Genomic DNA, 23,207 nt, shown 5'->3' on the forward strand with positions numbered 1-23,207 from the left:
AATATGATGGCAGCAAGCCATTGGAAGCATGCTTTGAAAACTGCTCTGGGTCTTGCCGTCATTCTTGCTGTTTCTCCGGCTGTCGCGGCGCCTTCGAAGGCTCAGATTGAAAACCAGTATCGTAACTGGCTCGAGAAGGATCTCTGGCCGGAGGCGAAGGCAGCAGGTGTGTCCCGCGCCGTGTTCGATCAGGCTTTTGCCGGTGTGTCGATCAACTGGAAGCTGCCCGATCTTGTCATTCCCGGCGAAAAACCTTCGACCCCGAAAGAGCAGAAACAGGCAGAATTCGGTGCGCCCGGCAAATATTTCAACGCCAAGACGATGGGCGCTGTCACAAGCGGCGGCAAGGCGCGCTATGGCCAATATGCCAGTCTCCTGAAGCGCATCGAGCAGAAATACGGCGTTCCGGGGCCCATTCTGCTTGCCGTATGGGGTCGTGAATCGGGCTTTGGCACCGTCAAGATCCCCTACAATGCCTATGAGGTTCTCGGCACCAAGGCTTATCTGGCGACGCGCAAGGATATGTTTCGCAAGGAGCTGATCGCCGCGCTCGAAATCGCGTCCAAGGGTTATATCGACGAGAACGCGATGAAAAGCTCGTGGGCGGGCGCGCTGGGCCAGCCGCAATTCATGCCGACTTCCTATCTGAAGCACGCCGTCGATTTCGATGGCGACGGCAAGCGCGATATCTGGAATTCGGTACCCGATACACTCGCCTCCATTGCCAATTATCTGAAGCTTCACGGCTGGCAGAAGGGGCGCGACTGGGGCTTTGAAGTGAACGTTCCGCAGAACGTGTCCTGCGCGCTGGAAGGCCCCGATCAGGGCAAGACGATTGCCGAATGGGCAAAGCTCGGCATTACGCGGGTGAATAACAAGCCATTCCCAGCCAATGAAATTAAAGGCGAGGGCTTTCTGCTCATGCCTGCTGGCCGCTACGGTCCGGCCTTCGTCGTGAGCCCGAATTTCTACGTGCTCAAAGACTATAATATGAGCGATCTTTATGCACTGTTCATCGGTCATGTCGGCGATCGCGTCGCCTATGGCGCGGGCGATTTCAGCCGCGCATGGGGTGATGTCGGTTCCATGTATCGCTCCGATATCGGCGCGATGCAGAAACGCATGCAGGCACAGGGCTATGATGTCGGCAAGCCGGACGGTCTGCCCGGCTTCAAGACGCGCCGCTCGATTGGCCTGTGGCAGGCCAAGAACGGCTTACCGTCGACCTGCTTTCCGCAGCCCGAATTGTTGCGTCAGATACGCTGATCCTCGCCGCTTAGCAGGCTTGCGAAAGACTGGAGAGCCTTCGTTCTGTAACGGTCGTTGTGCTGCAACATCAGAAACTGGCGTTGCGGGAGTGCAAAATCGGCCTTCACCAGCGTTCCTGCGGCAAGATGCGGAGCCGCGACGAGTTCCGAGACGGCCGTAACATAATCACCGGAGCGCACTGCCGAGCAGATGGCTTCGTTCGATGGCAGTTCCAGCGCTACATGCAGTCGCGCCGGATTATAGCCGGAAGCGCGCATGGCATCCTCGAAAACGCTGCGTGTGCCTGATCCCTGTTCGCGGAGGATCCATTTTCCTTCGAACAATCGGTCCCATGACAGTTTTCCGCCCGTACCCCAGTCATGATCGGGGCGTGCCACCAGAATAAGCTGGTCGCTTGCAACCTTGCTGATCGATAATGATGGCGCCTGCACAGCGCCTTCCACAAGGCCGATATCGGCGACACCTTCCTGTGTCGCCTCGGTGACGCTTTCGGTATTACCAAGCGTCAGCCGCACATCGATCAGGGGAAAGGCGGCATGAAAGCGTGCCAGAAAAGGCGGCAGCCAGTAGCTGGCGATGGTCTGGCTGGCATGAATGGCGAGGATACCACGCTTGCCACCGCCAAGCTCGGACAGCATGCGCTCAGCGGAACGGGCGCGTGCAAGTGTGGCGCGCGCCTCATCCAGAAACATGCGCCCGTCACCGGTCAGCTCTATCCGGCGCCCGATGCGGTTGAAGAGTGTCGCTCCGTAGCGGTCTTCCATCGTGCGGATGGCCGAACTGACCGCAGACGGGGTGAGATGCAAGGCTTCGGAAGCGCGCGTCAGGTGTTCGCGCTCGGCGACTTCAATGAAAATTCGTAACTGTTCCAGCGTCATAGCAATAACCATTCGATTTAATCGAATAAAACATGCCATATAATGAAATGGATTGAACAGGGAAAATCGGGCATCTGATCAGAAAATATTTCTCTTTTCATACGAAATGCCGAAAATGACATACTCCAAAATCCAGAACATCCTCCCAGGACTTGGCCTAAGCGTCGCCGTTGCAATAGCAGCGATCGGACTTGAGAAGGTTGAGGAGCATTATGCGGGGCGCGCCTGGCTCGAAGCGCTGGTGATCGCCATTCTCCTCGGTACGGTCGTGCGGACGTTTCTGCGTCCGGGCAAGCAATTCAACAAGGGCATCGGCTTTTCTGCCAAGCTTCTTCTGGAAATTGCCGTGGTGATGCTCGGCGCATCGATCAGCGCCAGCGCGGTCGTGGCAGCGGGTTCCGGGCTCATCTTCGGCATTGCAGGCGTTGTGGTGGTTGCCATCACGCTCAGCTACGGGATCGGGCGCCTGCTGAAGCTTCCCCATCGCATGGCCGTACTGGTCGCCTGCGGCAATTCCATTTGCGGCAATTCCGCCATCGCCGCCACAGCACCGGTCATCGGCGCGGGAAGCGAGGATGTGGCAGCCTCCATCGCGTTCACCGCAATTCTCGGTGTGGTCGTCGTGCTGCTCCTGCCGCTGCTCGTTCCGCTTCTGGGGCTGTCGCACACGCAATATGGCGTACTGGCCGGATTGACGGTCTATGCGGTGCCGCAGGTTCTGGCGGCCACAGCGCCGGTCGCAACGATCAGTGTCCAGATTGGTACGCTGGTGAAACTCGTGCGCGTGCTGATGCTGGGGCCGGTCATTCTCGCTCTGGCGCTTCTTGCCGGCAACAAGAATGCGGACGTCAAGCCAGGTTTCTTCCAGCTGGTGCCATGGTTCATCCTCGGCTTTCTTGGCATGATGGCGCTGCATTCGCTGCATCTGATCCCGGAAACGATCCTGCCCGGCATTCAATATGCCTCGACCCTTCTCACTATCATTTCGATGGCCGCGCTCGGCCTCGGCGTGGATATCCGTTCGGTCGCATCGGCAGGCGGTCGTGTCACGCTGACCGCCGTGCTTTCGCTGGTGGCGTTGTGCGCCATCAGCCTTGGTCTGATCCACATGCTCAGCGTTGCATAAAAAAGGCCGGGATGGTTCACATCCCGGCCTTTTCTTCCTGCAAGCTAGAGCGCGTTTCGATCTGATTGAATCAGGTTGGCGCTCTAACTGTTTATTTTAACGCGCATCTTTCCGAAAGCCGTTTCACACTTTTCGGGATGCGCTCTATATTCAGCTTTTCTTGGCAGTATCAGCAGACTTTGCGTCGGCTGGGGCAGCTGTTTTGCCCGCGTCCTTGGTGTCGTCCATCGACATATTGGAGCGGATTGTCACCATGCGTTCCGCCTTGATGAGGGTCAGGTTGGCATCGTAATATTTGGCATCGCCGAGCTGCTCCAGGGCCAGATCGACATCCTTGTCGATGGCGGGCAGATTAGCCGTCGTTTCGGTTATTACCAGATCGACATCCGCGAGCTTCAGTTCTTCCTGGGCCTCTTTCTTGCGCCCGTGCTGGATATGGTCATTGGCCTTTTTGAGATGTGCCGCCTTTTCCGGCGTCAGCTTGTAATCGTCGACGACGCCGACTTCCATATCGACCGGCAATGTGCCTGATTGAACCTCGGCGATTTCATCGGCTGAAGCGCCAGCCGCTTTCATCTTGTCGAGCAATGAAGGGGTGTCTTTCAGTGCCTTGTCCAGGTCGTCCTTGACGGTCGTCAGGATGACCTTTGCCTGGTCGGGCGTTCCCTGAAAAATGGCCAGTCTCGCCAGTGTGATGCCACGCACTGCTGCCAGGCCGTCGCCGGAAATCGCATCCAGCTTCTTGATGGCGTCCTGCTGGGCAACTTTCATGCCCTGTGCTGCAGCGGCTTTCGGCTTTGCCGCATCGTCGGCAAAGCTCGACGCTGCAAAGGAAGCGCTGAGCAGTGCGGTTGAAAGCAGCATTGCAGTCAAGGAAGTGGTTCTGGAAATCATCGTATGCAATCCCTTCAAAAATAATTCTGTATAGATAATTTTAGGTCAATATTATTTTTGGATGCTTTGCTCCTCCAAAATTGGTTTCGTTAAAAATTGTTAGCTTTTTTACTGCTGTTTCTGAAAAGGGTGTCGAAACTATATTTATCGAATACATAAAATTCACCCGGTTCGTGACCATTTCGTGGCAGGGGGGATATCTTAAATTTATTTAATAAAGAAAAAGCCCGCCGAAAGGCGGGCTTTTCCATGTTCAGTCGAAGAGGGAAAGATTAGTTCTTTTCCGACTTCTTCATGGCTGCAGCAAGAATGTCGCCGAGCGAAGCGCCCGAGTCGGACGAACCGTACTGAGCAACTGCTTCTTTTTCTTCAGCGATTTCAAGAGCCTTGATCGAGACCTGCAGCTTGCGGGTCTTCTTGTCGAAGGCGATGACGCGAGCGTCAACCTTCTGACCAACGGTGAAGCGTTCTGGACGCTGTTCATCGCGGTCACGCGACAGATCGGAGCGCTTGATGAAGCTGTCGAGGTCGTGATCGACCAGACGAACTTCAAGGCCGCCGTCGGTAATTGCTGTGACTTCACAGGTTACAACGGCGTTCTTGCGCAGTTCACCCGAAGCTGCTGCTTCGCCGACCTTGTCGCCGGAAAGCTGCTTGATGCCGAGCGAGATGCGTTCCTTGTCGATGTCGACATCGAGAACGACAGCCTTGACGACTTCACCCTTGTTGTACTCTTCGATGACCTGTTCGCCCGGACGGTTCCAGTCGAGGTCGGAGAGGTGAACCATGCCGTCAACGTCGCCGTCGAGGCCGATGAACAGGCCGAATTCGGTCTTGTTCTTGACTTCGCCTTCAACAACGGTACCGACAGGGTACTTCTGGGCAAAGGTCGTCCACGGATTGTCGAGGGTCTGCTTGAGGCCGAGCGAGATGCGGCGCTTGACCGGATCAACTTCGAGCACAACGACTTCGACTTCCTGCGTGGTGGAGAGAATCTTGCCCGGATGGACATTCTTCTTGGTCCACGACATTTCGGAAACGTGGATGAGGCCTTCGATGCCCGGCTCGATTTCGACGAACGCACCGTAGTCGGTGATGTTCGTGACGGTGCCGGTGATCTTTTTGCCGATCGGGTACTTCGCGCCGATACCATCCCAAGGATCGCTCTCGAGCTGCTTCATGCCGAGCGAGATACGATGGGTTTCCTGGTTGATGCGGATGATCTGCACCTTGACCGTCTGGCCGATGGTGAGGATTTCCGACGGATGGTTGACGCGGCGCCATGCCATGTCGGTCACGTGCAGGAGACCGTCGATGCCGCCGAGGTCAACGAACGCACCGTAATCGGTGATGTTCTTGACGACGCCTTCAACAACCTGACCTTCTTCAAGGTTCTGGACGATTTCCGAACGCTGTTCTGCACGGCTCTCTTCGAGAACGGTACGACGCGAGACAACGATGTTGCCGCGGCGCTTGTCCATCTTGAGGATTTCGAACGGCTGCGGGACGTGCATGAGCGGGGTGACGTCGCGGATCGGACGGATGTCGACCTGCGAACGCGGCAGGAAGGCAACGGCGCCGTCGAGATCGACGGTGAAACCACCCTTGACCTGATTGAAGATGACGCCATCGACGCGCTCGCCATTGGCGAACTTCTGCTCGAGCTTGACCCAGCTTTCTTCACGGCGTGCTTTTTCGCGCGACAGGACAGCTTCGCCCAGAGCGTTTTCGATACGCTCGACGTAAACTTCCACTTCGTCGCCCGGCTTCAGCGTGCCGTCTTTGCCCTTTGCGCCGAATTCCTTCAGCGGCACGCGGCCTTCGACCTTCAGACCGGCGTCGATGATCGCCATGTCCTTTTCAATGGCTACGATGCGGCCCTTGACGACATAACCTTCAGCAAGGTCGTTCGTTGCAAAGGATTCCGCCAGCAGCGATTCGAAGTCTGCGAGGGATGGATTGAATTCTGACATGAATACTCCTGGTGCATCCGGAAAATTCATCGGATGCGGCGCCGGGGGTTAGTGTTGCGTTATGCCCGACCTCGGCCCCGTCTTTGCAGACAACCGGCGCGTGGAACGCGAAGTCAGGCTTTTCTGTATGAGTGCAGCCTATATAGGTCCGAACTCACAATAATCCAGTTCTTCGAGGCGTAATGAAGCCCGAAAAGCTTAAAAACTTGCCGGTTTCATCCCCGATGCTGCGCCAAAGCGTGATCGATCAGCTTTTTTGCGGCTAGAAATGCCGCTTCTATACTCATTTCGCTCGTATCAAGCAAGTGCGCGTCTTCAGCGGGCCTGAGCGGAGAATCGATGCGGTTTGTGTCACGCTCGTCGCGTTTCTTGAGGTCTGCCAGGATTTCCGCGAAATCCGCCTTCTCGCCGCGCGCCACGATCTCTTCATAACGACGCTCGGCGCGGACTTCCGGCGAGGCTGTGACGAAGAGTTTTATGGCAGCATCGGGACAGACGACTGTGCCGATATCGCGCCCGTCAAGCACGCTTGAGGGCAGGGCGTTGGCGAAATTGCGCTGCGCGTCGACAAGCGCACGCCTGACCTTCGGCATGACCGCAACCTTCGATGCCGCTTCGCCGATCGTATGAGCGGAAAGGACTGCCTTGTCCATCTCGCGCAGATCGAGATTGAGTGCCGCTTCGGCCGCCACCGCTTCATCGTCGAGGGGAAGGCCCTTGTCGATAAGCGCCTTGGCGACGGCGCGATAGGTCAGTCCCGTGTCCAGATGCGGCATGCCGTAATGAATGGCAATGCGCCGGGCAAGGGTTCCCTTGCCCGAGGCGGCCGGTCCGTCGATAGCGACGATGAACGGCATCATCGTGCGTCGCTCAGCTCGATCTTCGCGCCCAGTCCCGGCATCATGCTCATGAATTCTGGGAAGGACGTGGCGATCATTGTGCTGTCGTCAACCGTTACCGGCTTTTCCGATGCCAGCCCCATCACGAGAAAACTCATCGCGATGCGGTGATCGAGATGGGTTGCGACCGTGCCGCCGCCCAGTCCCTTGCCGTCGGGGCGACCGCGTACCGTCAGCGACATCTCGCCTTCGGTGCAATCGACGCCATTGGCTTCGAGGCCGCGCGCAACCGCAGCAAGCCGATCCGATTCCTTGACACGCAGCTCGTCGAGACCGTCCATGAGGGTTTCACCTTCCGCGAAGGATGCAGCAACGGCCAGAACCGGATATTCATCGATCATCGACGGTGCGCGTTCAGGCGGAACGACGACGCCCTTAAGCTTCGAGGCCTTGACGCGCAGATCGGCAACATCCTCGCCACCGGCAAGACGCGGATCGATGATTTCGATATCGGCGCCCATTTCCTGTAGCGTCAGGATCAGGCCGGTACGGGTCGGGTTCATCAGCACGTTACGGATGGTGACGTCCGAACCTTCGACCAGAAGGGCGGCAACGAGCGGGAAGGCGGTCGAGGATGGATCGCCCGGTACGTCGATGGTCTGGCCGGTGAGCTTGCCCTGTCCGGTGATGCGGATATGGCGAACGCCGTCCTTGTCGGTTTCAACCGATAGATCGGCGCCAAAACCCTGCAGCATCTTTTCGGTATGGTCACGGGTCATGACCGGCTCGATCACGGTGGTGACGCCCGGCGTGTTGAGGCCGGCGAGCAGCACGGCGGATTTCACCTGTGCGGAGGCCATCGGCACGCGATAGGTGATCGGATTAGCCGTCCTGGGGCCGATCAGTGTCAGCGGCATGCGGTCGCCAGCGGCTGCTTCCACCTGAACGCCCATTTCACGCAAAGGATTCAGCACGCGGCCCATAGGGCGCGAGGTTAGCGATGCGTCGCCGATAAAGGCGGTTTTCATGTCATAGGTGCCGACAAGGCCCATGGTGAGGCGCGCACCGGTTCCGGCATTGCCGAAATCAAGGGCAGCTTCGGGCTGCAACAGGCAGCCATTGCCGACGCCGTTGATGATCCAGACATCACCATCCTTGCGGATTTTTGCGCCCATGGCCTGCATGGCGCGACCGGTATTGATGACGTCTTCACCTTCCAAAAGGCCAGTGATGCGGGTTTCACCCGATGCAAGGCCACCAAACATAAAGGAACGATGCGAGATGGATTTGTCGCCCGGAATGCGGATTTCGCCCTTTAAAGCCTCCGAGCGGCGGGCGATTGCTGGTTTCGGGGATGCGGAATGGGACATGGATTTTTCACTGTCGCATTTTTGGCGCGGACACGCGCCGGGATTGAGAGATAAGCAGGGCTTCCCTAGCATAGGAAAATGCCGGGGTCATCCGCGAATACGCGGCGCGGGCGACACCGATAACCAGGAGGGAGAAGCAAGAGTCTGCGCGCGCCTGTGCGTTTGGCTTTGACAAATGCGCCAAATTGCGTTTATGCACCGGACAACAATATAAACGCGCTTAAGACTTGCCCCTTGCCATATGTTTGAGTGAACAGCATGGTGTTAGGCAACATGCTTCAAGGCAATCATCCCGGCGCGATTTTATGAATTTGTGTCCCCGTGCAAATTAACGAGGCTAGACGTGACAAAAACTGAACTAGGTACCAAGCGTATCGACCCGGAAACGGGCAAGAAATTTTACGATCTCAATCGCGACCCGATCGTTTCGCCCTATACCGGCATTTCCTATCCGCGTTCGTACTTCGATTCCACGCTTGAAAGCCGTGTTGTCGAAGAGGAAACCGAAGAGGAAGAAGTCGATACGGCACTCGAAAAGCCGGAATTCGTCTCGCTCGAGGATGCCGACGACGAAACCAAGGGCACTGGCGACGATCTGCCGGATATGGGCGACGACGACGACGATGTTGATCTCGGCGACGACGATGAAGACACCTTCCTCGAAGAAGAGGAAGACGAGGACGACGACATGTCGGGCATTCTCGGCGGTGGTGTCGGCGGCGACGACGAAGAGGGCTGATCCATCTGCGGATCAGGATCTGATGTTTTTTGCGAGGCGACCTTCGGGTCGCCTCGTTTTGTTTGGAGCGCCTTCGCATGGCTGCTTCAGCGCGATCTGTGAATTATTTTTGGCAGATGTGAAAAGAGTTGCGATTTAGCTCTTGATCTTCTGACAAACGCCATTTAATAAGCCGCCACACCGGGCAGCAAGTCCTGCCTGATGCGCCTCGAAAGAGGTCTGATGGGGCCATAGCTCAGCTGGGAGAGCGCCTGCATGGCATGCAGGAGGTCAGCGGTTCGATCCCGCTTGGCTCCACCAAATTTTCCTTTCCAAAAGCCCGAAAGCATTCCGGCATCGGTCGGCACAATAACTGTCATTGGACAAAACTTGTTCGTGCGCTATGTCGTTTCCCATGACAGAAATGATCTTGGCGACATTCGACTGGGTTCCCAAAATGCCACGCGGCTTTGTGCGTGATCTCCGGGTGCGTTGGGCGCTGGAAGAAGCCGGGTTCCCCTACCGTGTCGAAGGTGTTCCTTTCAAGGATCGCGGGTCCGAACATTTCATGCATCAGCCCTTCGGGCAGGTGCCATGGCTGATCGATGGCGATATATCGGTCTTCGAAAGTGGCGCTATCCTGCTTCATATCGCCGAGAAGAGCGACGTGCTCCTGCCGAGCGATGCGAGGGCACGAAACGAGGTCATACAGTGGCTGTTTGCTGCGTTGAATTCGGTCGAAATGGCCGCCTTGCCGCTCGCCCTTTATAGATTCACCGGCGATGACGAGCAGACGCCGGGGCGCAAGCTCATGGACAGTTTTCTGGCGGGGCGGCTGGGGCATATGGAACAGGTGCTGTCCGGTCGCAAATGGCTGACGGACAGGTTTTCGGTTGCCGATATTCTGATGGCTGATGTGTTACGTCTGGTCGACCACTTCGACGGATTGGCGCAGCATCCTGTCTGCCGGGCCTATGTCGAACGCGCCACCGCGCGGCCCGCTTTCCAGAAAGCCTTTACCGACCAGATGGAGCATTTCGCTGCTGCGGACTGACGCGTGCATCGAAATTGTCGTATCAGGCATCTTTCACGCCTAAGTTGCGCTCGACAATTCCTTAAAATTGATAAATAGAACTTCATCGAAGTAATTTATCAGTGTTATGTTGAATGAAAAGACTTTCTGATTTCGATGGATTGCGGTTTTTGTTATGTGCCGGAATCGCGATCTTTCATTTTTCTTTCCGAATTCCGGTGAAGAATGAGCCGTTGAGCGATTTTATATTAACTTTCGCTTATTTTACCGATGTCTTTTTTATTCTTTCTGGATTGTTTCTGGCGAGACGGCGTCATTACCTCTGGAGCTGGGCCCGTTATGTGGCTTTTGTCGGAAAGCGACTGGCGCGAATCTACCCATTGCATGTGGCGGCTTTCTCGTGTTTCGCGCTTCTTTCGATTCTGACGGCAGCGGGAGTTCTCCATCCTCTGGTCGATCCCAGCACGAGCTGGCGAGACGGACTGACCCAGCTTCTGTTAGTCCACAATTGGGGATTGGGTCACACTTTATCCTATAACTATGTGAGCTGGTCGCTCAGTGCCCTTTTTGCCATGTATCTCGGTTTTCCGCTGTTCGACATGTTGTACCATCGCTACGGGAGCTGGGTTCTTGCAGGCGTGATAGCGACTATCGTCGGCGGTGAATATCTGGCGCAGAAGCTCGGTGTGTTGTCACTCACCCGCATTCAGTTGTCCGATATAGGTGTCTTCCGAGCCTTGCCGTCCTTTCTCTTCGGTATGTGGCTTGCAAGGCGAACACATCCTGCGGTGCCGGTTGCGGCAATCAAGGCATTGCTCGCCGTCTGCCTGCTGGTCTTTCTGTTCTATCATCCGGGAAACGGGCCGGGCGAACCCAACACACTTGAAGGACCCTGGCGGCTGGCATTCCTTTATGCCGGTACCTATGTGCTCTATATCGCTTCCATTCAGGGCGTTTATACGCCGCTGCAATGGAGCGTCCTGACAAAACTCTCCCGCTACAGCTTCGGTATTTTCATTCTTCATCCCGTGGTCGGGATGATGTTTTTCAGAGCGACCCCGGATCAATGGGGGGAGACGACGGCAGGCGCGGTCATGCTCATCGCCGGAGGTGTTTTTGCAAGCCTGTTGACCGCTATTGCCGCCTACCACCTGTTCGAAAATCCTGTTCACCGCTGGCTGGTGACACGGATCGATCGCTGGTTGAGCCGGCAGGAGGACAGGCCGGCGATGTTATCGCGTGCCGGCCCCGCCTGATCTTTCTCAAATCAGTTCCCTTGCCGGGTGATGAGCCGATGCTGTAGAAACCCGGGACGAAGCTCATCGGGAGAGGGTCAGCTTCATATCGTTACGGGAGGAATGATGAGCACCAACGCAGTCCCCACGCAATTTTCGCACGACCATCCACTGTGGCAGCCGGATGCCGGGCGCATTGCCGCCAGCAATCTGGAACAATTCCGCATTCGCGCAGAACAGCGCACGGGCCAGAGCCTGCCGGATTATGCCGCGCTGCATCGCTGGTCAATCGAGGATCGCGCCGGGTTCTGGCAGCTTGTGTGGGATTTCTGCGAGATTATCGGCGAGCGCGGCAATACGGCTCTCGTCGACAAGGGACATATGCGCGAGGCAAAATTCTTTCCCGAGGCACGGCTCAATTTTGCCGAGAACCTGTTGCGTTATCACGGTGACGAGGAGGCGATCATCTTTCGCGGCGAGGACAAGGTCGAGCGCCGTCTGACCTGGGATGATCTTCACGCGCAGGTCTCGAAGCTACAGCAATTCATGCTGGCGGAAGGCGTTCAGCCTGGCGACCGCGTGGCGGGCATGATGCCCAACATGCCGGAGGCCGTAGCCCTGATGTTGGCTGCCAGCTCCATCGGTGCAGTCTGGTCGTCGTGCTCGCCGGATTTCGGTGTGCAAGGCGTGCTCGACCGTTTCGGCCAGATCGAGCCGAAACTGTTCTTTGCCTGCGATGGCTACTGGTACAACGGCAAGCGTATCGATGTGGCCGACAAGATCGCTCAGGTCACGGCAAAGCTGCCCGGACTGAGGCGGTCGGTGATTGTTTCGTATCTGGGGGAGGCGGAAGCGGTTGCGCAGAGCGCCGAGAAGGGCATCGCGCTCGATGAAGCGCTGAGTGGCTTTGTGGCAAATCCTGTCGAATTCACGCATCTGCCTTTCGATCATCCGCTTTGTATCCTGTTTTCCTCCGGCACGACGGGCATTCCGAAATGCATCGTTCATCGCGCTGGCGGCGTGCTGTTGCAGCATTTGAAAGAACACCGCCTGCATGCGGATATTCGCGACGGCGACCGCTTCTTCTATTTCACGACATGCGGCTGGATGATGTGGAACTGGCTTGCTTCGGGCATCGCCTCGGGGGCAACGCTTCTGCTCTATGACGGTTCGCCTTTCTATCCCGATGGCAATGTGCTGTTTGATTATGCCGCCGCCGAGGGCATGACTTATTTCGGCACATCGGCAAAGTTTATCGACGCTGTGCTGAAAGCCGGGCTGAAGCCGGGCGAAACGCATGATCTGTCGGCGCTGCGCACGGTTTCGTCCACCGGTTCGCCGCTGTCGCCGGAGGGCTTTGCCTTCGTCTATGACGCCATCAAGCCGGACGTGCATCTGGCATCCATTTCCGGCGGTACGGATATTGTGTCCTGCTTCGTGCTGGGCGTGCCGACCGAACCGGTCTGGCTGGGTGAAATTCAGGGCGCTGGTCTTGGCATGGCCGTCGATGTCTGGAACGACGACGGCAAGCCGGTCCGCCGCGAGAAAGGCGAACTGGTCTGCACGAAGGCGTTTCCATGCATGCCGCTGCAATTCTGGAACGATCCCGAAGGCGCGAAATATCAGGCCGCCTATTTCGAGCGCTTCGACAATATCTGGTGCCATGGCGATTTTGCCGAATGGACTGAACATGATGGCATCGTCATCCATGGCCGTTCGGATGCGACACTCAATCCCGGCGGCGTACGCATTGGTACGGCGGAGATTTACAATCAGGTCGAACAAATGCCGGAGATCGCGGAGGCGCTCTGCATCGGGCAGGATTGGGACCAGGATGTGCGTGTTGTGCTGTTCGTGCGGCTTGCTGAAGGCGTGACGCTCGATGACGGTCTGAAAGTGCGCATCAAGACCAAGATCCGCACGGGCGCCACGCCGCGCCACGTCCCGGCGAAGATCGTGGCAGTGCAGGATATTCCGCGCACCAAATCCGGCAAGATCGTGGAGCTTGCCGTCCGCGATATCGTGCATGGGCGCGACGTGAAGAACCGCGAGGCGCTCGCCAATCCGGAAGCGCTGGAGCTTTATCGCGACATTGCGGAGCTGCATGAGGACTGATTTGGTCAGCCTCCAACCGCTTGGAGTTGCCGGATAACGGGCGCAACAAAATTTCGTTATTCGGCAATAAATAGCCACAGAACGCCACGCAAAACGGTTGCCTATTCGAAATTCACGGGACACTCTGGCCGGACATAGCCATCTTGCAAAAGATGGACACCGGGCAGAACTTGTGGAGGACGAGTATGTTTGCATCGGGCATGAATTTCGGTCTTGGCGAGGAGATCGAAGCCCTTCGTGATACGGTGCGCCGTTTCGCGGAAAGCCGCATCGCGCCGCTTGCCGCTGAAACCGACCGCAACAACGCATTTCCAATGCATCTTTGGCGTGAACTGGGTGAGCTTGGCGTACTCGGCATTACTGCGCCCGAAGAATACGGCGGCGCGGGCATGGGCTATCTTGCCCATTGCATCGCGATGGAAGAAATCAGCCGGGCTTCCGCTTCCATCGGCCTCAGCTATGGCGCGCATTCCAACCTCTGCGTCAACCAGATCAAGCGCAACGGTTCGCCTGAACAGCGCGCGAAATATCTGCCAAAGCTCATTTCCGGTGAACATGTCGGCGCGCTTGCCATGTCCGAGCCGGGCGCTGGATCGGACGTGGTTTCGATGAAGCTTCGCGCCGAAAAGCGCGGCGACGCCTATGTGCTGAACGGCAACAAGATGTGGATCACCAACGGCCCGGATGCCGATGTGCTGGTGGTCTATGCCAAGACCGATCCTTCGGCTGGCCCACGCGGGATGAGCGCCTTTATCGTCGAAAAAGGCTTTGCAGGTTTCTCCACAGCACAAAAGCTCGACAAGCTTGGCATGCGCGGCTCCAACACCTGCGAATTGGTGTTTGAAAATTGCGAAGTGCCTGCCGAGAACCTTCTGGGCGAGGTCGGCAAGGGCGTCAATGTGCTGATGTCCGGTCTCGATTATGAGCGTGTGGTGCTGGCGGGCGGTCCGCTTGGCATCATGGCGGCGTGTCTCGATGTCGTGGTGCCCTATGTGCATGAGCGCAAGCAGTTTGATCAGCCGATTGGCGAGTTCCAGCTGATGCAGGGCAAGCTTGCCGACATGTATGTGACCTTCAACGCCTCGCGCGCCTATACTTATGCGGTGGCGGCGGCCTGCGACCGGGGCGAGACGACACGCAAGGATGCGGCGGGCTGCATTCTCTATACGGCAGAAAATGCGACCCAGATGGCCTTGCAGGCCATCCAGTCGCTGGGCGGCAATGGCTATATCAACGACTATCCGACCGGGCGTCTGCTGCGCGATGCCAAGCTTTACGAAATCGGTGCGGGCACGTCGGAAATCCGGCGTATGCTGATCGGACGGGAATTGTTTCAGGAGACCCGTTGATGCCGGTTCTGAAATCGGAAATTTCGACCCGTAGCGCCACTTTTGAAGCCAATCGCAAGGCTATGCTGGCAGCGATTGAGGTGGCGGCGGAAGCATCTCGCACTGCCATTGATGGCGGCGGCGAGAAAGCGCGTGAACGTCATGTCGCGCGCGGCAAGCTGCTCCCGCGCGAGCGCGTGGCGCAATTGCTCGATCCCGGCTCGCCTTTTCTCGAAGTGGGGCTGACGGCAGCGCATGGCATGTATGGTGGCGCGGCGCCTTCGGGCGGAATCATTACCGGCGTGGGGCGTGTGTCGGGCCGTGAATGCATGATCGTCTGCAACGATGCGACGGTGAAGGGCGGCACCTACTATCCGGTGACGGTGAAAAAGCATCTGCGTGCGCAGGAGATCGCGGGCGAGAATCGCCTGCCCTGCATTTATCTGGTCGATTCCGGTGGCGCGAACCTGCCCAATCAGGACGAGGTTTTTCCGGATCGCGACCATTTCGGACGCATCTTCTACAATCAGGCGCAGATGTCGGCTGCGGGTATTCCTCAGGTCGCCGTGGTCATGGGATCATGCACGGCAGGCGGCGCTTATGTGCCCGCCATGAGCGACGAGACCGTCATCGTGCGCAATCAGGGCACGATCTTTCTGGCCGGTCCGCCGCTGGTGAAGGCCGCAACCGGCGAAGTGGTAACGGCGGAAGATCTCGGCGGTGGCGATGTGCACACACGGCTTTCCGGTGTGGCCGATCATCTGGCCAATGACGACGCCCACGCCCTCCAGGTTGCGCGCGCCATTGCCGCCAATCTCAACAGCGAAAAGCGCAGCTTCATCCCAAAAGGCGATAGCGCGGCCCCGCTTTACGACCCGGAAGAACTGCTTGGCGTGGTCTCGGCGGATACGCGTATTCCCTATGATGTGCGCGAAGTGATTGCGCGGCTGGTCGATGGCTCGGATTTCGATGAGTTCAAGGCGCGTTACGGCACCACATTGGTCTGCGGCTTTGCCAGCATCTACGGTATGCCGGTCGGGATCATCGCCAATAATGGCGTGCTGTTTTCCGAAGCGGCGACCAAGGGCGCGCATTTCATCGAGCTTTGCTGCCAGCGCAATATTCCGCTGGTGTTTTTGCAGAATATTACCGGCTTCATGGTCGGTCGCAAATATGAGGCCGAAGGTATCGCCAAGCACGGCGCCAAGCTGGTGACGGCGGTGGCGACAGCCAATGTGCCGAAAATCACCATGCTGATCGGCGCGTCCTATGGCGCGGGTAATTACGGCATGGCGGGCCGGGCCTATTCGCCACGCTTCCTGTGGACCTGGCCGAACAGTCGCATTGCGGTGATGGGCGGCGAACAGGCGGCGGGCGTGCTGGCAACCGTCAAGCGCGACGGCATCGAGCGAACCGGCGGAACATGGTCGGCGGAAGAGGAAGCGGAATTCAAGCGCCCGACGCTCGAAATGTTCGAGCGCCAGAGCCACCCGCTCTACGCCTCTGCGCGGCTTTGGGACGATGGTATTGTCGATCCGCGCAAAAGCCGCGAAGTGCTGGGACTGTCGCTTTCCGCAACGCTGAACGCGCCGGTCGAGCCGACGCGTTTCGGCTTGTTCAGAATGTAGGGAGGGGCGCGGGATGAGGAAAAGTGTAAAGCGGTTTTCCGCCCGCATCCCGCGAGGGCAAGAATGATGTTCAGGAAAATACTGATTGCCAATCGCGGGGAAATTGCCTGCCGGGTCATTCGCACGGCGCGTGAATTGGGCATTGCCACCGTTGCAATTTATTCCGATGCGGATGCCAAGGCGCTGCATGTGGAAATGGCTGACGAGGCTGTGCGTGTCGGTCCGGCGCTTTCGGCACAAAGCTATCTTAATGTCGAGGCGATTATCAAAGCGGCACTTGAAACCGGAGCCGAGGCGATCCACCCGGGCTATGGCTTTCTCTCGGAAAACGCAGGTTTTGTAGATGCCGTCGAGGCGGCGGGATTGGTCTTTATCGGTCCCTCGGCAACAGCCATTCGCGCCATGGGGCTGAAGGATGCCGCCAAGGCGTTGATGGAAAAGGCGAGTGTGCCGGTCGTACCGGGCTATCACGGTGACAATCAGGATGGCGCTTTCCTCAAAAGCGAGGCGGACCGGATCGGCTATCCGGTGCTTATCAAGGCGCGGGCTGGTGGCGGCGGCAAGGGCATGCGGCGCGTCGATCAGGCGGCGGATTTCACCGCGGCACTTGAAAGCGCGCGTCGTGAGGCCGAAGCATCGTTCGGCGACAGCGCCGTGCTGGTGGAAAAATACATGACCAAACCGCGCCATATCGAGGTGCAGGTCTTTGGCGACAATCACGGCAATGCGGTGCATCTTTTCGAGCGCGATTGCTCGCTGCAACGCCGCCACCAGAAGGTGATCGAGGAAGCGCCAGCACCCGGCATGACGCCGGATATGCGCGCGGCAATGGGCGAAGCAGCGGTGAAGGCCGCATTGGCAATCGGCTATTCCGGCGCAGGCACGGTGGAGTTCATCGCCGATGTGTCGGATGGGCTGCGGCCCGACCGGTTCTTCTTCATGGAAATGAACACGCGCCTGCAGGTGGAGCATCCGGTGACGGAAGCGATCACCGGTCTCGATCTGGTCGAATGGCAATTGCGTGTGGCTTCCGGCGATCCGCTGCCGAAACGGCAGGATGAACTTGCAATCGATGGCTGGGCTTTCGAGGCGCGGCTTTATGCCGAGGACCCGGCACGCGACTTTCTGCCCGCAACGGGCAAGCTCGCTTTGTTCGCACCGCCTGAAAATGCGCGAGTCGATTCCGGCGTGCGCACCGGCGACACGATCACGCCGTTCTACGATCCGATGATCGCAAAGATCATCGCCCATGGCGCAACGCGCGATGAGGCATTGAACCAGCTTGATGCAGCACTCAACAAAACCCGCATTGCAGGCCTCGTAACCAATCGGCAGTTCCTGTCGGCGCTCTGCAATCTCGAAGCTTTCCGCACCGGCGATGTCGATACCGGCCTGATCGGGCGCGAGACGGCAGCGCTGTTCACCAATGAGCAGCCTTCAGATATCGCCTTTGCGTTGGCCGCACTCGGTGCACTCGATCTTCTGGATGCGCCGAAAACTGGCGCCCCCAAAAATGATGACCCATGGTCGAGCCTGCGCGGGTTTCGCCTGTGGGGAGAAGCATCGCGCTCGGTCCTGCTCGATCATCATGGCGAGCGTCATGCGGTGAGCTTCACGACCGGGAGCGACGGGCATTTCGGCTTCGCTTTCGGTACCATCGAAATCCGCTCTCACGAAAACGGGCTGGTTCGCTTCGTTGCTGATGGCCGTGTTTCGGAGGCATCAGTCCTGCGCATCGGGCATGATGTGACGGTGCAATTCGAAGGTCGCGACACCATATTTCATCATGTGCAGTCTGCCGGTGCGGAAGAGGATGCTTCGAGCGAGAGCCGCATCCTGTCGCCGATGCCGGGACTGGTGCGACTGGTTTCTGCCGTGGAGGGGGCCAGCGTTGCCAAGGGCGACCCACTGGTGACGATGGAGGCAATGAAGATGGAGCTTTCGCTGACCGCGCCGCGCGACGGCAAGGTTGCGTCCGTAACCGTTGTAGCGGGCGATCAGGTCAATGAAGGTATCCTTCTTGTAGAACTGGAGGAAGAACATGGCTGAACACGTAGAAATCGTTGAAATGGCTGCGCGTGATGGCCTGCAGAATGAAAAGCGGTTTGTGCCGACAGCGGACAAGATCGCACTGATCGACCGCCTGTCCGGCTGCGGTTATGCTCGCATCGAGGCGACGAGTTTCGTCAGTCCCAAATGGGTGCCGCAACTTTCCGATGCGGCGGAAGTGATGGCCGGGATTCGCCGCGCCGACGGTGTGCGTTATTCCGTTCTCGTGCCCAATATGAAGGGGTATGAGGCGGCGGCTGCAGCCAATGCGGACGAGATCGCGGTTTTCGTTTCCGCCTCGGAAGGTTTTTCGAAGGCCAATATCAATTGCACGATTGCAGAGAGCATCGAGCGGCTTGCGCCGGTGATTGGTGCAGCCATCAATGATGGCTTAGCCATTCGTGGCTATGTGAGTTGCGTTGTGGAATGTCCTTATGATGGACCGACCGCGCCGCAGGCGGTTGCCGATGTGACCGAACAACTCTTCTCGCTCGGCTGTCATGAGGTGAGCCTTGGCGACACGATAGGGCGTGGCGCGCCGGACAAGGTTGCGGCCATGCTCGATGCCGTGCTGGCGATTGCACCAGCGCACAGCCTTGCCGGCCATTTTCACGATACGGGCGGCCGCGCGCTCGACAATATCCGCGTCAGTCTGGAAAAGGGTCTGCGGGTGTTCGATGCTTCGGTTGGCGGGCTGGGCGGCTGTCCGTTCGCGCCGGGTGCCAAGGGCAATGTCGATACGGTTTGCGTCGTCGAAATGCTGCATGAAATGGGTTTTGAAACCGGCCTCGATCTGGACAAGCTTAGATCGGCGGCTCTGTTCGCACAGGCGCTGCGCCAGGATAAAGCTGCCTAGGGGGACATGTGAGCGACTTCGAAACAATCCAGATTGCGATAGACCAACGCGGCGTCGCGACACTGACGCTCAATCGTCCTGACCAGCATAACGCGCTCTCCGGCCAGATGATTGACGAGCTTCTGACGGCTGTGTTGCATCTGGCGGATAATGAAGCTGCGCGTCTCGTTGTTCTGACCGGCGCAGGCGCCAGCTTTTGTGCGGGCGGCGATCTGGGATGGATGCAGGAGCAGGTAAAAGCCACGCGTGCGCAGCGCATCGAAGAGGCGCGCAAGCTCGCCCTCATGCTGAAGGCGCTGCGCGATCTGCCGAAACCATTGATCGGACGCATCAATGGGCAGGCCTATGGCGGCGGCGTGGGCCTCATCAGCGTATGCGATGCAGCAATTGGCGTTTCGGGCGCACGTTTCGGGCTGACTGAGACGAAGCTCGGTCTAATACCCGCTACCATCAGCCCCTATGTGGTGGCGCGCATCGGGCAGGCCAATGCGCTACGCACATTCACATCGGCGCGGCTGTTCGATGCCGAGGAAGCGCGACGCATCGGTCTGTTGCACGAAGTGGTCGAGGCCGAACGTCTCGATGCGGCGGTGGAGGCGGAGATAAAACCCTATTTTGCCACCCCGCCCGCAGCCGTCGCCGCCTCCAAGCGGCTGGTCCATGCACTGGGCGCGCCGATAGACGAGGCCGTCATCGATATGACGCTGACCCGTCTTGCCGATACATGGGAAACGCCAGAGGCCGCAGAGGGAATCGCGGCCTTTTTTGCGAAACGATCACCGACGTGGAAGGGAGGAAACTAAGACTTTGGGAGGAGCCGATTTTCGTTGTAGTTGCGGGTACTTGGCGCTTGCAATCGAAAGCCGGAAATGCATTCTTATTACATCATGAAAGCTCGCTCCCGGTCTGGAGCATGATTCCGAAAGAGCGGATGCGATTTTGGATAATATTATGGCTCCGGGATGCCGCGAGGCTGGTGTGGCGAGCTTTTGGATTGACCCTTTGAGATCATGCGATGAACAAAAGGGAGGGCCCGGCAATTCGGCAGCGCAGATGCGCTGAGATTTGACCGGCAAGGGTTGTCTCGGGGCCGTCGGAGGACGCTGCCCTACAAAGGAGAAAAAGAATGAACCTGAAACTTCTGTCCAGCGTGGCTTTTGCAGCTACACTCGGCTTTGCCAGCGCCGCCTATGCAGACATCACCATCGGCGTCGTCGCACCGCTGACGGGCCCTGTCGCCGCTTTCGGTGACCAGGTGAAGAAGGGTGCGGAAACCGCTGTTGAGGTGATCAACAAGGCTGGCGGCATCAAGGGCGAGAAAGTCGTACTGAAGTTTGCCGACGATGCCGGTGAACCGAAGCAGGGCGTTTCCGCCGCCAACCAGATCGTCGGCGACGGCATCAAGTTCGTCGTCGGCCCGGTCACGACCGGCGTTGCCATCCCTGTTTCCGACGTGTTCTCGGAAAACGGCGTCCTGATGGTCACCCCGACCGCCACCGGCCCGGACCTGACCGCGCGCAAACTTGAAAACGTGTTCCGCACCTGCGGTCGCGACGACCAGCAGGCCGAAGTCATGGCCGACTACGTCCTGAAGAATTTCAAGGACAAGAAGGTCGCCGTCATCCACGACAAGGGTGCCTATGGCAAGGGTCTGGCCGACGCTTTCAAGGCTGCGATCAACAAGGGCGGTGTCACCGAAGTTCAATATGATTCGGTTACCCCGGGCGACAAGGACTTCAGCGCGCTCGTTTCCAAGCTGAAGGCTGCTGGCACCGACATCGTCTATTTCGGCGGCTACCATGCCGAAGGCGGTCTCCTGTCGCGTCAGTTGCATGACGCTGGCATGCAGGCGCTGGTACTCGGCGGTGAAGGCCTGTCCAACACCGAATATTGGGCAATCGGCGGCACCAACGCACAGGGCACGCTGTTCACCAATGCCAAGGACGCCACCAAGAATCCGGCTTCCAAGGATGCCATTGAGGCTCTGAAGGCCAAGAACATCCCGGCTGAAGCGTTCACCATGAACGCCTATGCTGCTGTGGAAGTCATCAAGGCTGGCATTGAACGCGCCGGTTCGACCGATGATTCGGCCGCCGTTGCCAAGGCTCTGCATGATGGCAAGCCGATCGAAACCGCTATCGGCACGCTGACCTATGGCGAAAACGGCGATCTCAGCTCGCCGAGCTTCGACATCTTCAAGTGGGATGACGGCAAGATCGTCGGCCTCGAATAAGATCGTCAATCGTTTAAGATAGAAAAACGCTGGGGCTTGTCCCCGGCGTTTTGCGTTTGGGAAGCGCGGCTCCGTCAGGAGCCGGTATAGCCCAGTTCCGCTTCGACAGCCTCGAATGTCTTTTCCATCGCATAGGTTGGGCTGAGCGGAAAACCGAAATGTCCGTAGGCGATGGACATTTGCCGTTCGGCCCGGCTTTCACCTCCCTTGGCAACCGCCGCCACATAGAGCGCTGCGGCCAGGCCGGTACGGTCGGCGCCGGATTTGCAATGGATGAGAACAGGCTTTTCCGCATTCTGCATCAGGGCGATCAACTGTCTGGTTTGTGCAGGGTCTAACTGTCGTCTTGACGACATTTCGAAATCGGCGTGCTGGATACCGAGCGTCTTTGCGGCTGTGATCTCTTCATCGTACCATTTCGAACCCGGTTCGGGACCGCGCAGGTTGATGATGGTCTTGATGCCGTAGAGCTTCTGCAAGGAAGCGATGCGCGCCGGGTCCGGCTGGTTGGAGCGATAAGCCTGCCCGTCGACGATGGTATGAACGTTGCCCTTATATTGCAGCGTATAGAGATAGCCGCCCATGACGCTCGATCCGATAAGCAACCCAAGCCCGGCTAGCCGAGCATAGCTGAAGGACCATTCGACGTATTTCCGAAAGAACGACATAGGGGCCTCATTTAAACGCAAGTAAATAATAAAATATAGCTGGCTGAAAATTTGTTCTTGGCTTCCGGGTGAAATATACTAAGATTTAGACTTAATCTTGTCCGAAAGAAGAAGAAATTTCATTTGTTCTGTTTGAGTTATTTGTAAAATTCCCGAAGGTGCGTGCGGGAACGTTGTTGGGGGCAGCATCTGTGTCAGTTCGTGGTGTCGGTAAATCGCGTTGGTTTTTCGTGGCTTAAGCTTCGGTTAACCATGACTGTTTAATCTATGACCATGTGTTGGGGCAGCTAGCGGAGCAGGTTTATGCAGCGCTACAGATTTGACGATAAACGAATTCTGATCGAGGCGATTGTTGAGTTACTCAACCAGGGCGTAGAGCCTGACGAACTCGATCTTGTACTAAGCCAGATCGGTCCGGTCGATCTTGATTTGATGCGGCAATGCCTGATCGAGGTGTGGAATTACAACCATCCGGATCTGGCGGAAACGCCGATGGCGGCCTGACGACGGGTCTGCAGGCCGAGTGGTGCAAAGCATCGCGGTAAGGCAGCAAGGACGAGCCAAAGCCAATGACGTTTTGGCAGGCAATGCTTCACTTGGGCGCGCGAACCGTTCGGACGGTTGCGAACTGGGTCTGTCGAAAGGTGGATCGGGGTGCCTGAAGCGGGAAATATAAATGTCCACCTGCGGAAGTGGGTTTGACGCGGATGGAATTGGGCGTGGATGATACGCCTGTCGGACGAATACGGCAGTTCAGGCAACGGTTTGTGTGTCGGAACTGTCGGGGCAGGGCCGGGTTGAACCGGTTTTGGAGCAATCTGGCCACTGCCCGCAATGTCATATTCCTGAAATGCAGACGGGTTATACCCATTTGCATATCGGGAATTCACTTGGGACCGCGACCACGGATGTACTGGCGCAACTCAGGTGAAAGCGGAAGGTCGGGTTCAACCCGGCCTTTTTCGTTTTTGAGCGCATCCGGGAAAGCGTCAAAC

Annotated in this window: 19 protein-coding genes and 1 tRNA gene; 14 read left to right on the forward strand and 6 right to left on the reverse strand. The window is 57.7% G+C overall.

Features of this window, described 5'->3' with window-relative positions:
* The first annotated feature begins 6 nt into the window (after positions 1-6).
* On the forward strand, positions 7-1,266 hold the full coding sequence (locus CQZ93_RS00110) for a lytic murein transglycosylase (protein ID WP_105540772.1): 1,260 nt from the start codon (positions 7-9) through the stop codon (positions 1,264-1,266).
* On the opposite strand, the gene CQZ93_RS00115 is transcribed toward CQZ93_RS00110, so the two are convergent.
* Positions 1,254-2,147 carry a LysR family transcriptional regulator gene (locus CQZ93_RS00115; protein WP_105540773.1) on the reverse strand — a complete coding sequence of 298 codons (894 nt, stop codon included), beginning with the start codon at positions 2,145-2,147 and terminating at the stop codon, positions 1,254-1,256. The genes CQZ93_RS00110 and CQZ93_RS00115 overlap by 13 nt on opposite strands.
* A gap of 106 nt (positions 2,148-2,253) precedes the next feature.
* Here CQZ93_RS00115 and CQZ93_RS00120 point away from each other — a divergent pair, with 106 nt between their 5' ends.
* Entirely contained in the window at positions 2,254-3,273 is a 1,020-nt protein-coding gene (locus CQZ93_RS00120; protein WP_181153286.1) for a YeiH family protein, read from the forward strand.
* Between the two features lie 150 nt (positions 3,274-3,423).
* Here the strand turns inward: CQZ93_RS00120 and CQZ93_RS00125 are convergent, their stop codons facing one another.
* The 4 genes from CQZ93_RS00125 to aroA form a co-directional block, all read right to left on the reverse strand.
* Positions 3,424-4,167 carry a YfdX family protein gene (locus CQZ93_RS00125; protein WP_105540774.1) on the reverse strand — a complete coding sequence of 248 codons (744 nt, stop codon included), beginning with the start codon at positions 4,165-4,167 and terminating at the stop codon, positions 3,424-3,426.
* 272 nt (positions 4,168-4,439) lie between these two features.
* A complete protein-coding gene (gene rpsA, locus CQZ93_RS00130; RefSeq protein ID WP_105540775.1) occupies positions 4,440-6,140 on the reverse strand; it encodes a 30S ribosomal protein S1 in 1,701 nt (566 codons plus the stop codon).
* A 215-nt stretch (positions 6,141-6,355) separates the two neighbouring features.
* Complete coding sequence (cmk, locus tag CQZ93_RS00135) at positions 6,356-6,997, reverse strand: (d)CMP kinase (protein WP_105543111.1); 642 nt, start codon at positions 6,995-6,997, stop codon at positions 6,356-6,358.
* The gene (gene aroA, locus CQZ93_RS00140) at positions 6,997-8,349 is read right to left on the reverse strand and encodes a 3-phosphoshikimate 1-carboxyvinyltransferase (protein WP_105540776.1); all 1,353 of its coding nucleotides are present in this window, start codon (positions 8,347-8,349) and stop codon (positions 6,997-6,999) included. Before aroA ends, cmk begins: the two co-directional genes overlap by 1 nt.
* 343 nt (positions 8,350-8,692) lie before the next feature.
* Here aroA and CQZ93_RS00145 point away from each other — a divergent pair, with 343 nt between their 5' ends.
* From CQZ93_RS00145 to CQZ93_RS00200, 11 genes are all read left to right on the forward strand, one after another.
* On the forward strand, positions 8,693-9,088 hold the full coding sequence (locus CQZ93_RS00145; RefSeq protein WP_105540777.1) for a TIGR02300 family protein: 396 nt from the start codon (positions 8,693-8,695) through the stop codon (positions 9,086-9,088).
* 224 nt (positions 9,089-9,312) lie between these two features.
* A tRNA-Ala gene (locus tag CQZ93_RS00150) sits at positions 9,313-9,388 on the forward strand.
* A 94-nt stretch (positions 9,389-9,482) separates the two neighbouring features.
* A complete protein-coding gene (locus CQZ93_RS00155; protein WP_105543112.1) occupies positions 9,483-10,121 on the forward strand; it encodes a glutathione S-transferase family protein in 639 nt (212 codons plus the stop codon).
* 113 nt (positions 10,122-10,234) lie between these two features.
* Positions 10,235-11,356 carry an acyltransferase family protein gene (locus CQZ93_RS00160; protein ID WP_105540778.1) on the forward strand — a complete coding sequence of 374 codons (1,122 nt, stop codon included), beginning with the start codon at positions 10,235-10,237 and terminating at the stop codon, positions 11,354-11,356.
* Positions 11,357-11,461: 105 nt separating this feature from the next.
* Positions 11,462-13,450, forward strand: a complete 1,989-nt coding sequence (locus CQZ93_RS00165) for an acetoacetate--CoA ligase (protein WP_105540779.1) — start codon at positions 11,462-11,464, stop codon at positions 13,448-13,450.
* A 200-nt stretch (positions 13,451-13,650) separates the two neighbouring features.
* Complete coding sequence (locus CQZ93_RS00170; RefSeq protein ID WP_181153354.1) at positions 13,651-14,799, forward strand: isovaleryl-CoA dehydrogenase; 1,149 nt, start codon at positions 13,651-13,653, stop codon at positions 14,797-14,799.
* Complete coding sequence (locus tag CQZ93_RS00175) at positions 14,799-16,406, forward strand: carboxyl transferase domain-containing protein (RefSeq protein WP_105540781.1); 1,608 nt, start codon at positions 14,799-14,801, stop codon at positions 16,404-16,406. Before CQZ93_RS00170 ends, CQZ93_RS00175 begins: the two co-directional genes overlap by 1 nt.
* A 66-nt stretch (positions 16,407-16,472) precedes the next feature.
* The gene (locus CQZ93_RS00180; RefSeq protein ID WP_105543113.1) at positions 16,473-18,455 is read left to right on the forward strand and encodes an acetyl/propionyl/methylcrotonyl-CoA carboxylase subunit alpha; all 1,983 of its coding nucleotides are present in this window, start codon (positions 16,473-16,475) and stop codon (positions 18,453-18,455) included.
* Complete coding sequence (locus CQZ93_RS00185; RefSeq protein ID WP_105540782.1) at positions 18,448-19,311, forward strand: hydroxymethylglutaryl-CoA lyase; 864 nt, start codon at positions 18,448-18,450, stop codon at positions 19,309-19,311. The genes CQZ93_RS00180 and CQZ93_RS00185 overlap by 8 nt, the downstream gene beginning before the upstream one ends.
* Positions 19,312-19,319: 8 nt before the next feature.
* Positions 19,320-20,114 carry a crotonase/enoyl-CoA hydratase family protein gene (locus tag CQZ93_RS00190; protein WP_105540783.1) on the forward strand — a complete coding sequence of 265 codons (795 nt, stop codon included), beginning with the start codon at positions 19,320-19,322 and terminating at the stop codon, positions 20,112-20,114.
* Between the two features lie 323 nt (positions 20,115-20,437).
* Positions 20,438-21,544 (forward strand): branched-chain amino acid ABC transporter substrate-binding protein, encoded by a 1,107-nt coding sequence (locus tag CQZ93_RS00200; RefSeq protein ID WP_105540784.1) that lies wholly within the window; start codon positions 20,438-20,440, stop codon positions 21,542-21,544.
* A gap of 74 nt (positions 21,545-21,618) precedes the next feature.
* Here CQZ93_RS00200 and CQZ93_RS00205 read toward each other — a convergent pair whose 3' ends face one another.
* Positions 21,619-22,212, reverse strand: a complete 594-nt coding sequence (locus CQZ93_RS00205) for a tyrosine-protein phosphatase (RefSeq protein ID WP_105540785.1) — start codon at positions 22,210-22,212, stop codon at positions 21,619-21,621.
* Between the two features lie 303 nt (positions 22,213-22,515).
* Here CQZ93_RS00205 and CQZ93_RS00210 point away from each other — a divergent pair, with 303 nt between their 5' ends.
* Positions 22,516-22,716 (forward strand): hypothetical protein, encoded by a 201-nt coding sequence (locus tag CQZ93_RS00210; RefSeq protein WP_105540786.1) that lies wholly within the window; start codon positions 22,516-22,518, stop codon positions 22,714-22,716.
* Positions 22,717-23,207: the final 491 nt, after the last annotated feature.

This window comes from Ochrobactrum vermis (genome assembly GCF_002975205.1).
GTDB classification, from domain to species: Bacteria; Pseudomonadota; Alphaproteobacteria; order Rhizobiales; family Rhizobiaceae; genus Brucella; species Brucella vermis.

What these genes read in the sequence shown, in the direction of transcription:
- CQZ93_RS00110 (WP_105540772.1), top strand. Translation starts at nt 7, where the DNA reads ATGGCAGCAAGCCATTGGAAGCATGCTTTGAAAACTGCTCTGGGTCTT.
- CQZ93_RS00115 (WP_105540773.1), bottom strand. Translation starts at nt 2,147, where the DNA reads ATGACGCTGGAACAGTTACGAATTTTCATTGAAGTCGCCGAGCGCGAA.
- CQZ93_RS00120 (WP_181153286.1), top strand. Translation starts at nt 2,254, where the DNA reads ATGCCGAAAATGACATACTCCAAAATCCAGAACATCCTCCCAGGACTT.
- CQZ93_RS00125 (WP_105540774.1), bottom strand. Translation starts at nt 4,167, where the DNA reads ATGATTTCCAGAACCACTTCCTTGACTGCAATGCTGCTTTCAACCGCA.
- rpsA (WP_105540775.1), bottom strand. Translation starts at nt 6,140, where the DNA reads ATGTCAGAATTCAATCCATCCCTCGCAGACTTCGAATCGCTGCTGGCG.
- cmk (WP_105543111.1), bottom strand. Translation starts at nt 6,997, where the DNA reads ATGCCGTTCATCGTCGCTATCGACGGACCGGCCGCCTCGGGCAAGGGA.
- aroA (WP_105540776.1), bottom strand. Translation starts at nt 8,349, where the DNA reads ATGTCCCATTCCGCATCCCCGAAACCAGCAATCGCCCGCCGCTCGGAG.
- CQZ93_RS00155 (WP_105543112.1), top strand. Translation starts at nt 9,483, where the DNA reads ATGACAGAAATGATCTTGGCGACATTCGACTGGGTTCCCAAAATGCCA.
- CQZ93_RS00160 (WP_105540778.1), top strand. Translation starts at nt 10,235, where the DNA reads ATGAAAAGACTTTCTGATTTCGATGGATTGCGGTTTTTGTTATGTGCC.
- CQZ93_RS00165 (WP_105540779.1), top strand. Translation starts at nt 11,462, where the DNA reads ATGAGCACCAACGCAGTCCCCACGCAATTTTCGCACGACCATCCACTG.
- CQZ93_RS00170 (WP_181153354.1), top strand. Translation starts at nt 13,651, where the DNA reads ATGAATTTCGGTCTTGGCGAGGAGATCGAAGCCCTTCGTGATACGGTG.
- CQZ93_RS00175 (WP_105540781.1), top strand. Translation starts at nt 14,799, where the DNA reads ATGCCGGTTCTGAAATCGGAAATTTCGACCCGTAGCGCCACTTTTGAA.
- CQZ93_RS00180 (WP_105543113.1), top strand. Translation starts at nt 16,473, where the DNA reads ATGTTCAGGAAAATACTGATTGCCAATCGCGGGGAAATTGCCTGCCGG.
- CQZ93_RS00185 (WP_105540782.1), top strand. Translation starts at nt 18,448, where the DNA reads ATGGCTGAACACGTAGAAATCGTTGAAATGGCTGCGCGTGATGGCCTG.
- CQZ93_RS00200 (WP_105540784.1), top strand. Translation starts at nt 20,438, where the DNA reads ATGAACCTGAAACTTCTGTCCAGCGTGGCTTTTGCAGCTACACTCGGC.
- CQZ93_RS00205 (WP_105540785.1), bottom strand. Translation starts at nt 22,212, where the DNA reads ATGTCGTTCTTTCGGAAATACGTCGAATGGTCCTTCAGCTATGCTCGG.
- CQZ93_RS00210 (WP_105540786.1), top strand. Translation starts at nt 22,516, where the DNA reads ATGCAGCGCTACAGATTTGACGATAAACGAATTCTGATCGAGGCGATT.